This is a genomic window from Agromyces sp. Soil535 (genome assembly GCF_001428255.1).
Taxonomy (GTDB): Bacteria; Actinomycetota; Actinomycetes; order Actinomycetales; family Microbacteriaceae; genus Agromyces.
Genome location: NZ_LMRW01000004.1, coordinates 137279 through 150033, shown reverse-complemented (window position 1 = coordinate 150033; position 12755 = coordinate 137279). Strand labels below are relative to the sequence as shown.

General features: G+C 68.8%; 13 protein-coding genes and 1 tRNA gene. 3 read left to right on the top strand and 11 right to left on the bottom strand.

Annotation, left to right across the window (positions count from 1 at the left end; translation table 11 throughout):
* Window positions 1–135: 135 nt before the first annotated feature.
* The 4 genes from acnA to dut all read right to left on the bottom strand — a co-directional run bounded on the left by acnA (window position 136) and on the right by dut (window position 5033).
* Window positions 136–2946, bottom strand: coding sequence for an aconitate hydratase AcnA (acnA, locus tag ASG80_RS06335; protein WP_056729317.1), 2811 nt, complete (start codon window positions 2944–2946; stop codon window positions 136–138).
* Between the two features lie 151 nt (window positions 2947–3097).
* Window positions 3098–3955 (bottom strand): DUF3159 domain-containing protein, encoded by an 858-nt coding sequence (locus tag ASG80_RS06330; protein ID WP_056729316.1) that lies wholly within the window; start codon window positions 3953–3955, stop codon window positions 3098–3100.
* Window positions 3956–3957: 2 nt separating this feature from the next.
* The gene (locus ASG80_RS06325; RefSeq protein WP_056729315.1) at window positions 3958–4578 is read right to left on the bottom strand and encodes a DUF3710 domain-containing protein; all 621 of its coding nucleotides are present in this window, start codon (window positions 4576–4578) and stop codon (window positions 3958–3960) included.
* Window positions 4575–5033: a dUTP diphosphatase gene (gene dut, locus ASG80_RS06320; protein WP_056729314.1), complete on the bottom strand. Its 459-nt coding sequence runs from the start codon at window positions 5031–5033 to the stop codon at window positions 4575–4577. The genes ASG80_RS06325 and dut overlap by 4 nt, the downstream gene beginning before the upstream one ends.
* 38 nt (window positions 5034–5071) lie before the next feature.
* Between dut and ASG80_RS06315 the strand changes: the two genes are divergently transcribed.
* Window positions 5072–5536, top strand: a complete 465-nt coding sequence (locus tag ASG80_RS06315; protein WP_056729313.1) for a DUF3093 domain-containing protein — start codon at window positions 5072–5074, stop codon at window positions 5534–5536.
* Here ASG80_RS06315 and ASG80_RS06310 read toward each other — a convergent pair.
* Window positions 5533–5826, bottom strand: coding sequence for a DUF4193 domain-containing protein (locus tag ASG80_RS06310; protein WP_056729312.1), 294 nt, complete (start codon window positions 5824–5826; stop codon window positions 5533–5535). The genes ASG80_RS06315 and ASG80_RS06310 overlap by 4 nt on opposite strands.
* A gap of 194 nt (window positions 5827–6020) precedes the next feature.
* On the opposite strand from ASG80_RS06310, the gene sepH reads away from it, so the two are divergent.
* Together sepH and ASG80_RS06300 are read left to right on the top strand one after the other, a co-directional pair.
* Window positions 6021–7109, top strand: a complete 1089-nt coding sequence (sepH, locus tag ASG80_RS06305; protein WP_056729311.1) for a septation protein SepH — start codon at window positions 6021–6023, stop codon at window positions 7107–7109.
* 134 nt (window positions 7110–7243) lie between these two features.
* The gene (locus ASG80_RS06300) at window positions 7244–7528 is read left to right on the top strand and encodes a hypothetical protein (RefSeq protein WP_056729340.1); all 285 of its coding nucleotides are present in this window, start codon (window positions 7244–7246) and stop codon (window positions 7526–7528) included.
* 54 nt (window positions 7529–7582) lie between these two features.
* Here the strand turns inward: ASG80_RS06300 and clpX are convergent, their stop codons facing one another.
* The 6 genes from clpX to ASG80_RS06270 form a co-directional block, all read right to left on the bottom strand.
* Window positions 7583–8860: an ATP-dependent Clp protease ATP-binding subunit ClpX gene (clpX, locus tag ASG80_RS06295; RefSeq protein WP_056729310.1), complete on the bottom strand. Its 1278-nt coding sequence runs from the start codon at window positions 8858–8860 to the stop codon at window positions 7583–7585.
* 194 nt (window positions 8861–9054) lie between these two features.
* A complete protein-coding gene (locus ASG80_RS06290) occupies window positions 9055–9726 on the bottom strand; it encodes an ATP-dependent Clp protease proteolytic subunit (RefSeq protein WP_056729309.1) in 672 nt (223 codons plus the stop codon).
* 25 nt (window positions 9727–9751) lie between these two features.
* Window positions 9752–10381, bottom strand: a complete 630-nt coding sequence (locus ASG80_RS06285) for an ATP-dependent Clp protease proteolytic subunit (RefSeq protein ID WP_255355580.1) — start codon at window positions 10379–10381, stop codon at window positions 9752–9754.
* Window positions 10382–10414: 33 nt separating this feature from the next.
* Window positions 10415–10897 carry a tetratricopeptide repeat protein gene (locus ASG80_RS06280; RefSeq protein WP_056729307.1) on the bottom strand — a complete coding sequence of 161 codons (483 nt, stop codon included), beginning with the start codon at window positions 10895–10897 and terminating at the stop codon, window positions 10415–10417.
* Between the two features lie 124 nt (window positions 10898–11021).
* A complete protein-coding gene (gene tig, locus ASG80_RS06275; RefSeq protein WP_056729339.1) occupies window positions 11022–12482 on the bottom strand; it encodes a trigger factor in 1461 nt (486 codons plus the stop codon).
* Window positions 12483–12531: 49 nt separating this feature from the next.
* Window positions 12532–12605: transfer RNA gene (locus ASG80_RS06270), tRNA-Pro, on the bottom strand.
* Window positions 12606–12755: the final 150 nt, after the last annotated feature.

The window sequence follows — 12755 nt, the reverse complement described above, 5'->3', positions numbered from 1 at the left end:
CGCAAAACGCTGGGCTGGGAAACCCCAGCCCAGCGCCTGCATAAACTCGTCAACACGGACTAATCACACGCGGTGTTGCAACGACCGATTGAATCCGCCTCCAGGCCCGGCCCCCGCTCGCGCGATGCGACCCGCTCAGACGAGCGAGCGCAGCACGTACTGAAGGATCCCGCCGTTGCGGTAGTAGTCCGCCTCGCCCGGCGTGTCGATGCGCACCACCGCGTCGAACTCGATCGTCCGCTTGCCCTCGGGCGAGTGCTCGCTCGGCTCGGCGACGACGTGCACCGTGCGCGGAGTCGTGCCCTCGTTGAGCTGCTCGAGGCCTGAGATCGAGACGACCTCGGTGCCGTCGAGCCCGAGCGAGCCGGCCGACTCGCCCCCGGGGAACTGCAGCGGCACGACGCCCATGCCGATGAGGTTCGAGCGGTGGATCCGCTCGAAGCTCTCGGTGATGACCGCCTTCACGCCCAGGAGGTTGGTGCCCTTCGCCGCCCAGTCGCGCGAAGAGCCCGAGCCGTACTCCTTGCCGCCGAAGATCACGAGCGGGATCCCCTTGGCCTGGTAGTTCTGCGACGCGTCGTAGATGAACGACTGCGGGCCGCCCTCCTGGGTGAAGTCGCGGGTGTAGCCGCCCTCCACGCCGTCGAGCAGCTGGTTCCGCAGGCGGATGTTCGCGAACGTGCCGCGGATCATCACCTCGTGGTTGCCACGACGCGACCCGTAGGAGTTGAAGTCCTTGCGGTCGACGCCGTGCTCGGTGAGGTACGTGCCCGCCGGGCTGTCTGCCTTGATGGAGCCGGCCGGCGAGATGTGGTCGGTGGTGACCGAGTCGCCGAGCTTCGCGAGCACCCGGGCGTCGACGATGTCGGAGACGGGGGTCGTCTCCATCGTCATGCCCTCGAAGTACGGGGGCCTGCGCACGTAGGTCGACTCGGCGTCCCACTCGAAGATGGCTCCGGTCGGGGTCGGCAGCGTCTTCCAGCGCTCGTCGCCCTCGAACACGCTCGCGTACTGCGTGGTGAACATCTCCTCGTTGATCGACGAGTCGATCGTCGCCTGCACCTCCGCGGCATCCGGCCAGATGTCCTTCAGGAACACGTCGTTGCCGTCACGGTCCTTGCCGAGCGGATCGGTCTCGAAGTCGAAGTTCATCGACCCGGCGAGCGAGTAGGCGATCACGAGCGGCGGGCTCGCGAGGTAGTTCATCTTCACGTCGGGGTTGATGCGGCCCTCGAAGTTGCGGTTGCCCGAGAGCACCGCAGTGACAGCGAGGTCGTTCTGCTGCACCGCTGCCGAGACCTCCTCGATGAGCGGGCCGGAGTTGCCGATGCAGGTCGTGCAGCCGTAGCCGACCGTGTAGAAGCCGAGGTCCTCGAGGTCCTTCGTGAGGCCGGCCTTGTCGTAGTAGTCGGTGACGACCTTCGAGCCCGGCGCGAGCGTGGTCTTGACCCACGGCTTGGCCTTGAGGCCCTTCTTGACGGCGTTGCGGGCGAGCAGGCCCGCCGCGAGCATCACCGACGGGTTCGACGTGTTCGTGCACGAGGTGATCGCGGCGATGGTGACCGCACCGTGGTCGAGGGTGTACTCGGTTCCGTCGGCCGTCGCCACCCTGGTCGGCTTGGAGGCCGACTTCGGCGCGTGCGAGTGGTGGTGGTGCAGGTGATGGCTGTACTCGTCCTCGGGCGAGTTGCCGGGCGGGTCTGAGGCCGGGAAGGACTCGGCGATCTCGAGGTCGACGAGATCGTGGTCGACCTCGGCGTAGTCGACCAGGTCGTGCTCGAACTGCTCCTTGGCGTGCGCGAGGACGATGCGGTCCTGCGGGCGCTTCGGGCCGGCGATGGACGGCACGACCGTCGAGAGGTCGAGTTCGAGGTACTCGGAGAACTCGGGCTCGTGTGCGTCGTCGTGCCAGAGCTTCTGCGCCTTCGAGTACGCTTCGACGAGTGCGATCTGCTCGTCGCTGCGGCCGGTGAGCCGGAGGTACTCGAGCGTCACGTCGTCGATCGGGAAGATCGCCGCGGTCGAGCCGAACTCGGGGCTCATGTTGCCGATGGTCGCGCGGTTCGCGAGGGGCACGGATGCCACGCCGGAGCCGTAGAACTCCACGAACTTGCCCACCACGCCGTGCTTGCGCAGCATTTCGGTGATCGTGAGCACCACGTCGGTGGCGGTGACGCCCGTGGGGATCTCGCCCGAGAGCTTGAAGCCGACGACCTTGGGGATGAGCATCGAGACGGGCTGGCCGAGCATGGCCGCCTCGGCCTCGATGCCGCCGACGCCCCAGCCGAGCACGCCGAGGCCGTTGACCATCGTGGTGTGCGAATCGGTGCCGACGCACGTGTCGGGGTAGGCCTGCAGCACGCCCCCGACCTCGCGGGTCATCGTGACGCGGGCGAGGTACTCGATGTTGACCTGGTGCACGATGCCGGTACCCGGGGGCACGACCTTGAAGTCGTCGAATGCGGTCTGGCCCCAGCGCAGGAACTGGTAGCGCTCGCCGTTGCGCTCGTACTCGATCTCGACGTTGCGCTCGAACGCGTCGGGGCGGCCGAAGAGGTCGGCGATGACGGAGTGGTCGATGACCATCTCGGCGGGGGCGAGCGGGTTGATCTTGTTCGGGTCGCCGCCGAGCGACGACACGGCCTCGCGCATGGTCGCGAGGTCGACGATGCAGGGCACGCCCGTGAAGTCCTGCATCACGACGCGCGCGGGCGTGAACTGGATCTCGGTGTCGGGCTCGGCGGTGGGCACCCAGGAGCCGAGTGCCTCGATCTGCTCCCTGGTGACGTTGGCGCCATCCTCCGTGCGGAGGAGGTTCTCGAGGAGCACCTTGAGACTGAACGGCAGCTTGTCGTGGCCTGGCACGGTGTCGAGCCGGAAGATCTCGTAGGACCTGTCACCGACGTGGAGCGTGTCCTTCGCCCCGAAACTGTTCACTGCAGACACGATGTCCTCTCCTTCGCGGATGCCGCGCGAGCACGCGCGCGGCTCTCAATCTTCTCCGTCAGACCGGGGGCTGATCCAGCAAGGCTCACCTTAGCGGCCCGGATCCGCGCCGTCATTGCGGCGGATTTATCTTGACGTCGAGATAACTGTATCACTCGGCGGTGCGCGCAGATGACGGGTACACCGCTCGCACGACGAGCCAGGAGAAGATGAGCGCGAGGGCGTAGAGGGGCACCCCCATGAGGAGGCGGGTCGCGCCGAGCGCTTCGACGTTGTCGACGAGGTAGAACGGCACCTGCACCACGAGACGTGCGACGAACAGCCCGATCCAGACCAGCGTGAGGAACTGGGCGGCGCGGTACTTGCGCTTGTCGTCGCGCCAGGCCAGCCCGTCGCCCATGAGGAACCCGACGATGAGGCCGAGCGCAGGCCAACGCACGAGGAGCGACACGAGGAGGGCGAGTGCATAGGCCGCATTCGTGAAGAACCCGAGCACGTAGTTGTCGCGCGCGTTTCCCGTCCAGAGGGCGAGCGCCGCCGAGGCGAGCACGCCGATGAGGCCCGCGACAGCCTGCGTCGGCTGGCCCTTCGTCACGATCCGCACCACGGTGAACACCACCGCGAGTCCGACGGATGCCGCGAGCGCGGGAATGAGCGCCGCCTGCGTGTCCCACCCGACGAGGCTCGTGAGCACGCTGTACACCACCAGGAACACGAGGCCGGGCAGCAGCGCCTCGAGGGTGCCGCGCACCCCGCCGACCGCGGTGAGCAGGTCGCGGCCGGTCAGCCGTTCGTCGCGCGCGAGCGCCCCGAGTCCGCTCTGCTCGGCGGCTGCGGCGAACTGGCGGGCGAACTCGCCCGCCTCGGACTTCGACCCGGGCGCCTCGTCCGCTGGACCCTTGGCGCGCGCGAGAGGCGCGTCGAGCGACGAGGTTCCGGCTTCGGGGGCGGGCGCCGCGGCATCCGCCTGCTCGTCGCGGCCGGCGTCGTGCTCGTCAGGACCGTGCATCGCTACGCGGTCGGTGCGCCGGTGGACGCGGCCGGCATGCGGAGCGGGATGAGGTCGCGCGGCGGCATCGGGGTGGATCCCCGCACCACGACGATCGACCGGAACAGGTCTTCCACCTGGGCGGCCGCCGCGGGGTCCACCGCGGCCTCGCCTGCGATGACCCCGCGGAGGAACCAACGCGGTCCATCGACGCCGATGAAACGCGCGAGGCGCATGTGGGCCGCCTGGCCCTCCGCGGCCGCGACCGGGATCTGCGCGAGCAGCTCGGGGCCGAAGGGACCCTCACGCACGGTGGTCGTGCCACCCTGGCGGGCGATCTGGTCGGTGATCTGCGCGCGGATCTCGTGCCACAGCCCACTCGTGCGCGGCGCCGCGAACGGCTGCACCTGCAGGGTCGAGTTGGCGTAGTCGAGGCCGATGGCCACGACGCGCTTCGTGCCCTCCTCCACCTCGAGGCGGAGGTGCAGGCCCTCGCGGGGCAGCACCTTCACGCCGCCGAGGTCGACGTATGGGCGGACCGGGTTCGCCTCCGACTCGTCGAACGGGCCGGCGCTGGCACGGTCGCCGGGTGCGGACTTGGGCTGGTCGACGGGGATGTCGTCGATGTTCTCGATGTCGCTCACGCGTTCACTCCTGACTTGTGCTCCCCGAATCCCGTTGAGCCGAATCCCCCGTCGCCGCGCATGCTCCCGGGGAGCCGCTCGACCTCGACGAACCGCGCCCGGCTCACCGGCATGACGACGAGCTGGGCGATCCTGTCGCCCGCCTCGATCGGGTAGGGCCGGCTGGCATCGGTGTTGAGCAATGCGACCTTGATCTCGCCGCGATAGCCGGCATCGACGGTGCCAGGCGCGTTCACGATGGTGATGCCGTGCTTGAACGCGAGTCCCGAGCGCGGCACGACGAATGCCACGTACCCATCGGGCAGCGCGATCGCGACACCCGTGCCGACCGTGGCACGCTCTCCGGGGCCGAGCACGACGGACTCGGCGGCATGGAGATCGGCGCCCGCATCGCCCGGGTGGGCGTACGACGGAAGGCGATCGGCCGTGATCAGCACGTCAACGGATTCGGTCACTGTTCGAGGGTAGTGCAGAAGTCTGATCGAATAGGTCCATGCCCGACTACCGCGAGAAACTGTGGCCGACGCCTTGGATCTACATCGCGACGCTGCTGCTCATCCCCGCCAGCATCCTCGTGCTCGCACCCGTCTCGTTGCCGGCCGGCATCGCGACCGGGGTCGTCCTCTACGGCGCCACCGTCGGCTCGCTCACGCTGACCGCTCCCGTCATCGAGGTGCGCGACCGGAAGCTGCGGGCCGGGCGTGCGGAGATCTCCCTCGACCACACCGGCGAGGCGGTCGCCGCGTTCGATGGGGATGCGCAGATCGAGCGGGGCACGGGGCTCGACGCGCGTGCGTTCCTCGTCATCCGCGGATGGGTGCATCCGGTCGTGCGCGTGCCCATCACCGACCCGGCGGATCCGGCGCCGTACTGGCTGCTCTCGAGCCGCCGCCCCAAAGAGCTGGCCGCCGCGATCAACGGATCACGACGGCCTGGGCCTGCAATGGGCGACCTCTAGGAGGCGCACTCCAGGCAGATCGGCCCGAGTTTCGTCTCGTGGTCGATCTGCGAACGGTGCTTCACGAGGAAGCAGTTCACGCACGTGAACTCGTCGGCCTGCGGGGGCAGCACCACGACGTCGAGCTCGACGTCGGAGAGGTCGGCACCGGGCAGGTCGAAGCCTCCGGGGTTGTCGGCGTCGTCGACATCCACCACTCCCGACATCTTGTCGGGGACGCGCTCCTTGAGGGCCTCGATCGACTCGGAGTCGTCTTCGGTCTTCCGCGGTGCGTCGTAATCCGTTGCCATTCCCATCCATTTCCTCATCGCCGAAGATTCGGCGGCCATAGTCTGCATCAAATCGGTTGCGTAAGCAAACCACTTACGCACCCCTGCTCAAGCTGCTACCACCTCAACTTCCGCCGCGCCCGTGCTATTCCCGACGGCCCTGCGTGCGACATGGCATCCTTGGGCGGAGACGAAGGCACGAAAGGCTTGTCGCGATGCAGGAACTGAAGGTAATCGGTGTCGAGAACGGCGCACTGCTCGCCGCCTCGGACGACGGCGCACGCTTCCGGATCGAGATCGACGAAGTGCTGCAGTCGCGGATCCGCCAGGCGCAGCCCGAAACGCACAAGGGCCCGAAGCCCTCGCCCCGCGAGGTGCAGTCGATGATCCGCTCCGGCCTGTCCGCCGAGGACGTGGCCCAGGTCACCGGCGCGTCCGTCGACTACATCCGCCGGTTCGAGGGTCCGGTCCTCGCAGAGCGCGAGCACGTCGTGACGTCGGCACTCGCGGTTCCCGTGCATGTGTCGGCCGACGTGGACCCTGCCGATGAGCCGACAACGTTCGGGGGCGTCATCCGCGACCGTCTCGCCAAGCTCAGCGCCCACGGCGAACGCTGGGCGAGCTGGAAGGACGAGGAGCGCGGCTGGATCGTCAAGCTCGAGTTCACGGCGGACACGATCGACCACGACGCGCGCTGGGGTTTCGAGCCCCGCAAGCAGTCGCTGCATCCGATGAACTCCGAGGCCACCACGCTGTCGCAGCAGGGCGAACTCAAGGGCGGCCTGATCCCGCGCCTGCGCGCCGTCGCGCAGGACGTCGTCGAGTCGCGGTTCGACAGCGGGGCGTTCACGTTCGACGAGACCGATCACGGTGAGCACGACACGGCCCCGCACCTCGAGCCGGTCCCCTACGCCCGCACGACGCCCGCGACCTCGAGCCCGGCCGCCGCCCGCGCGGCGATCAAGCGCGCCGACGAACCGAAGCAGACGCTCAGCGAGACGGCCGACCTGCTCGAGGCGCTGCGTCGCCGCCGCGGCGAACGCGAGGCCGCGGTCGCCGAGCCCGAGCAGCCGCAACTGCCAATGCCGCTCGCGCCCGCTCCCGTCGCCGAGGCGCCCCAGCAACCGGCCGCCGACGTGAAGCCTGCCGAGGAGAAGCCCGGCACCGCCGCACGAGCCCTGTGGGGCGGGAAGTCCGCGACCGGGTCCGTGAGTTCGTCGCGTGGCTCCAGGAAGGGGCGCGCGTCGATGCCGAGCTGGGACGAGATCGTCTTCGGAGCGCGCACCGACGACGACCTGGCCTGACCACCGCCGCCCGATCGCCGCTCGATCGCCGCGCAGCATCCGGATGCCGCGGGCCGGCGGGCGGCGGGCCGTTCCACCGTGCCGCGCAGGGTGCTAGCATTCGAACATATCTTCGAACGCGGGTGGAGGCGCACATGACCCGGGTGCAGGAGTCCGTCGAAGTCTGGACGAGCGATGCCGGTGAGCCCGAGCGGCTCGTGTGGCGCGCGCGCCGGTTCCGCGTCACCGACACGCCCACCGCGCTGGTGGGTCCGTGCGACTGGTGGAATCCCTTCTCCGAGCATGTCGTCACACTCGGGCGGATGCCGCTGACGATCTCGGGCTGGCGGTTCCAGGCGAGCACCGACGACGGTGAGACGCACGTGTTCGACGTCGAGCACGACGGCGCGCGCTGGCAGCTCGTGCGGGTATTCGATTAGTCGCGAGGCGACCTCGACGCCATGACGGCCACGCGCAAGAGCGCCGGCTTCGCGTCAGGCGGACTTCTCGGCGCGGCGCGGCTTGTGCGGCACGATGGTCGGCGCCGCATTGTCGAGCACCGCGGCCTTGGTGACCACGACACGGGCGACGCCCGTGGAGGACGGCACCTCGAACATGATCGGGCCCAGCACCTCCTCCATGATGGCGCGGAGCCCGCGGGCACCGGTCTGCCGCAGCACGGCGAGGTCTGCGATCGCCTCGAGCGCGGCATCCTCGAAGTCGAGTTCCACGTCGTCGAGCTCGAACATGCGCTGGTACTGCCTCACGAGCGCGTTCTTGGGCACCGTGAGGATCTCCATCAGTGCGTCGCGATCGAGGGGCGTGACCGTGGCGACCACGGGGAGGCGCCCGATGAACTCGGGGATGAGGCCGTACTTGTGCAGGTCCTCTGGGAGCACTTCGCTGAAGAGCTCGGCGTCTTCCTGCTTGTTGTGCAACGGAGCACCGAAGCCGATGCCGCGCTTGCCCGCCCGCGAGGAGATGATGTCCTCGAGCCCCGAGAACGCGCCGGCGACGATGAACAGCACGTTCGTCGTGTCGATCTGGATGAACTCCTGATGCGGGTGCTTGCGGCCGCCCTGCGGCGGCACCGACGCCACGGTGCCCTCGAGGATCTTCAGGAGCGCCTGCTGCACGCCCTCGCCCGAGACGTCGCGCGTGATCGAGGGGTTCTCGGCCTTGCGGGCGATCTTGTCGATCTCGTCGATGTAGATGATGCCGGTCTCGGCGCGCTTGACGTCGTAGTCGGCGGCCTGGATGAGCTTCAGCAGGATGTTCTCGACGTCTTCGCCGACGTAGCCGGCTTCGGTGAGGGCTGTGGCATCCGCGACGGCGAACGGCACGTTGAGCTGCTTCGCGAGGGTCTGTGCGAGATACGTCTTGCCGCAGCCGGTGGGCCCGATGAGCAGGATGTTCGACTTCGCGATCTCCACGTCGTCGTGGGCGCGGTCGGCGGTCGTGAGCGTGGTGCGGGAGCGCACCCGCTTGTAGTGGTTGTAGACGGCGACGGCGAGGGCCCGCTTCGCGGCATCCTGCCCGATGACGTACTCCTGGAGGAACGCGAAGATCTCCTTGGGCTTGGGCAGCTCGAACTCGCCGGACTCGGACTCGCCGGCCTCGGCGAGCCGCTCCTCGATGATCTCGTTGCAGAGTTCGACGCACTCGTCGCAGATGTAGACGCCCGGCCCCGCGATGAGCTGCTGGACCTGCTTCTGGCTCTTCCCGCAGAAGGAGCATTTGAGTAGGTCGGCGCTCTCCCCGATGCGTGCCATCGAACCCTCCCTGTCGACGAGTCTGTACCGAGCCTAGCCCGAGATCGGGGCGGAGCGGCATGGCGCGCCCGGATTGGATCGAGCCGCGGTTCGCGCTGCGCGAACCGCGCACCGGAAGCGGCCGGACACGCCGAACGCGGCGGACGAACCGGCCCGAGGGCCGGGTCATCCGCCGCGTTCGGTCGTCGCTTGAGTTACCGCGCGAGCGCCGGGAGGCTCTTGCGCGACGTGAGCACCTGGTCGATGAGGCCGTACTCGAGGGCCTCCTCGGCGGACAGGATCTTGTCGCGGTCGATGTCGGCGTTGACCTGCGCCTGCGTGCGGTTCGAGTGACGCGAGAGCGTCTCCTCGAGCCACGACCGCATGCGCATGATCTCAGCCGCCTGGATCTCGATGTCGGACGCCTGGCCGTGTCCGGCCTCGCCCATGGCGGGCTGGTGGATGAGCACGCGCGCGTTCGGCAGGGCCAGGCGCTTGCCCGGGGTGCCGGCCGAGGCGATGACGGCCGCCGCCGATGCGGCCTGGCCGAGCACCACCGTCTGGATCTGTGGACGGATGTACTGCATCGTGTCGTAGATCGCGGTCATGGCCGTGAACGAGCCGCCCGGCGAGTTGATGTAGAGGATGATGTCTCGATCGGGGTCCATCGACTCGAGCACCAGGAGCTGGGCCATGATGTCGTCGGCCGATGCGTCGTCGACCTGCACGCCGAGGAAGATGATGCGGTCCTCGAAGAGCTTCGCGTACGGGTCCTGGCGCTTGTAGCCGTAGGCCGTGCGCTCTTCGAAGCTCGGCAGGATGTAGCGCGAGCCGGGGGCCTGGATGCCGCCGCTGAAGGCGGTGCCGCCGAAGGATGGGGTGTTCATTCGCTCGTTCTCTCTTCTCTCGGTGCTACGCCTGGTCGGTGCCGCCGCCGCCGGACACGTCGAGTGCCGACTCGCGGATGTGGTCGACGAAGCCGTACTCGAGGGCCTCCTGCGCGTTGAACCAGCGGTCGCGGTCGCCGTCGGCGTTGATCTGCTCGACCGACTTGCCGGTCTGCGCCGCGGTGATCTCGGCAAGCCGCTTCTTCATGTCGAGGATGAGCTGCGCCTGGGTCTGGATGTCGCTCGCCGTGCCGCCGAAGCCGCCGTGGGGCTGGTGCAGTAGCACGCGTGCGTTCGGGGTGATGTACCGTTTGCCCTTGGTGCCGGCCGTGAGGAGCAGCTGCCCCATCGAGGCGGCCATGCCGATGCCGACGGTGACGATGTCGTTCGGCACGAACTGCATGGTGTCGTAGATCGCCATGCCGGCGGTGATGGAGCCACCGGGCGAGTTGACGTAGAGGAAGATGTCCTTCTTGGCATCCTCGGCGGCGAGGAGCAGCAGCTTCGCCGCGATCTCGTTGGCGTTGTCGTCGCGCACCTCGGAACCCAGCCAGATGATGCGGTCCTTCAGCAGTCGATCGAAAACACCGGGGGTCGGTGTCGCTTCGGCCATGTGTGTCGCTCCCTTTGCGTTGTCGCGTTCACTCGAATCTATCCGGTGCAACACACGCGAACGGGGCTGTTCGCCCTAGGCGGAGGAGCGGAGCTCCGCCGCGTACGCCGCGAGCGACGCGCGGTACCGGACGAGGTGCGGTGCGAGGGCCACAAGGGCCTCGGATGCCGCGCGGCGGGCGTCGCCGGCGTCGACGAGGGCGAGCGCCCGGAACGCGACCACCGCATCGCGGAGCTCGCCCGACTCGGACTCGACGGCGTCGAGGAGCGCGACGGCCTCGAGCGGCCGTCCGAGGTTGCGCACCGTGGAGGCCAGTTGGATGTGCGCCTGCACGCGCTCGGAGCCGTCGAGGCCGCCCGCGAGCGCCCGCCGGTAGAGCGTCTCGGCCTCTGCCTCGAGCCCCGCGGAATCCCGGGCACCGGCGCGCTCGAAGAGTGCGACCGGATCGTCGGCCGGCCTCTCGGCGGCGATGGCGTCGATGCGGCGGATCACCTCGTCGTCGCCCAGCTCGTCGGCCGACGCCCAGACGGCGTCGACGCGCTGCTGCCAGTCGCCCATGGTTCCTCCCGGAGACAGGTCTGCGGGTCGAGGAGCGCCTTCGGCGCGTCTCGAGACCTTGACATGGGTCTCGAGACGGCGCTTCGCGCCTCCTCGACCCGCAGACGGGAGTCGTTCCTCCCGACTACTCGGCGTCGGCCTTCGCGGTAGCGCGCCGGCGCGCCGGCTTCTTCGGCTCCTCGGCCTCCGAAGGCGCCTCGTCGGCGTCGGCCTTCTTCGCGGCGCGCTTACGGGCGGGCTTCTTCTCCGCCTCGGGCACCTCGGCGGCCTCGGGCTCGGCCGCGGCATGCGCGTCCTCTTCGGAGACGACCACGGCGGTGAACTCGGAGAGGTCGACCGCGTTGCCCGCGGCATCCGTCACCTTCGCCTTTCCGAGCGCGATCGCGAGCGCCTTGTTGCGCGCGACCTCGCCGACCATGGCGGGGATCTGGCCGTTCTGGCTCAGGACCTGCACGAACTCGTTGGGGTCCATGCCGTACTGCGCGGCGCCCTGCACGAGGTACTGGGTGAGCTCGTCCTGGCTGACCTGCACGTGCTCGGCCTCCGCGATCGCGTCGAGCACGATCTGCGTCTTGAAGGCCTTCGTGCTGGACTCGGTGACCTCGGCGCGGTGCTCGTCGTCCTCGAGGCGACCCTCGGACTCGAGGTGGCGGTGCACCTCGTCCTCGATGACGCTGTCGGCGACCGGGACGTCGGCGAGCTCGAGGAGCTTGTCGACGAGCAGGTCGCGGGCCTGGGTGCCCTGGCCGAACGACTTGTTGCGGGCCACCTGCTCCCTGAGGCTGGCGGTGAGCTCGTCGAGCGTGTCGAACTCGCTGGCGATCTGCGCGAAGTCGTCGTCGGCCGCCGGGAGCTCGCGCTCCTTGACGGCGGTGACGGTGACGGTGATCTCGGCGGTCTCGCCCTCGTGGTCGCCGCCGAGCAACTTGGAGTCGAAGGTCGTTGTCTCATCGGCGGTGAGCGAGTCGAGGGCCTCGTCGATGCCCTCGAGCAGCTCGCCCGAGCCGAGCTCATAGGAGATGCCGCTCGCGGTGTCGACCTCGGTGTCGTCGATCGTGGCGACGAGGTCGAGGGTCACGAAGTCGCCGGACTTCGCCGGGCGGTCGACCGTGATGAGCGTGCCGAAACGGCTGCGCAGTCGCTCGAGCTCCTCATTGACCTCGTCGTCGCCGATCTCGACCGAGTCGACCGTGAGCTCGAGGCCGTCGTACGCGGGCAGCTCGATCTCGGGCCGCACGTCGACCTCGATCGCGAGCAGGAGGTCGCCCGAGAAGTCCTTCTCGTTCGGCCACTCGACGATGTCGGCCTCGGGGCGGCCGAGCGGGCGCAGCTCGTGCTCGGTGACGGCGGCGCGGTAGAAGCCGTCGAGACCCTCGTTGACCGCGTGCTCGAGCACGGCGGCCTTGCCGACGCGCTGGTCGATGATGGGCGGCGGCACCTTGCCCTTGCGGAAGCCCGGCACGTTGATCTGCTCGGCGATGTGCTCGTAGGCGTGGGCGATGCTGGGCTTCAGCTCCTCGGGCGTCACCGAGATGGTGAGCTTGGCGCGCGTCGGGCTCAGCTTCTCAACCGAAGTGGTCGGCATGTGGAAGTTCTCCTGTTGTGTGGAAGTTCGTGTCGAGTCGTGCAACTCGTCGGGGCGACAGGATTCGAACCTGCGACCTCCCGCTCCCAAAGCGGGCGCTCTACCAAGCTGAGCTACGCCCCGAGTCGCCGACTCAACTCGTCGATTCACCCGCGCGGGCATGCCGAAGCACACGTCAGGCGGATGGACCCCCGAAAGTCTACTGCACGGGGCGTGTGCTCGCTGTGGGGGACGGGCGGCGGGCGCCCGAAGCCGGTGCGGCCCGGTCGGTGA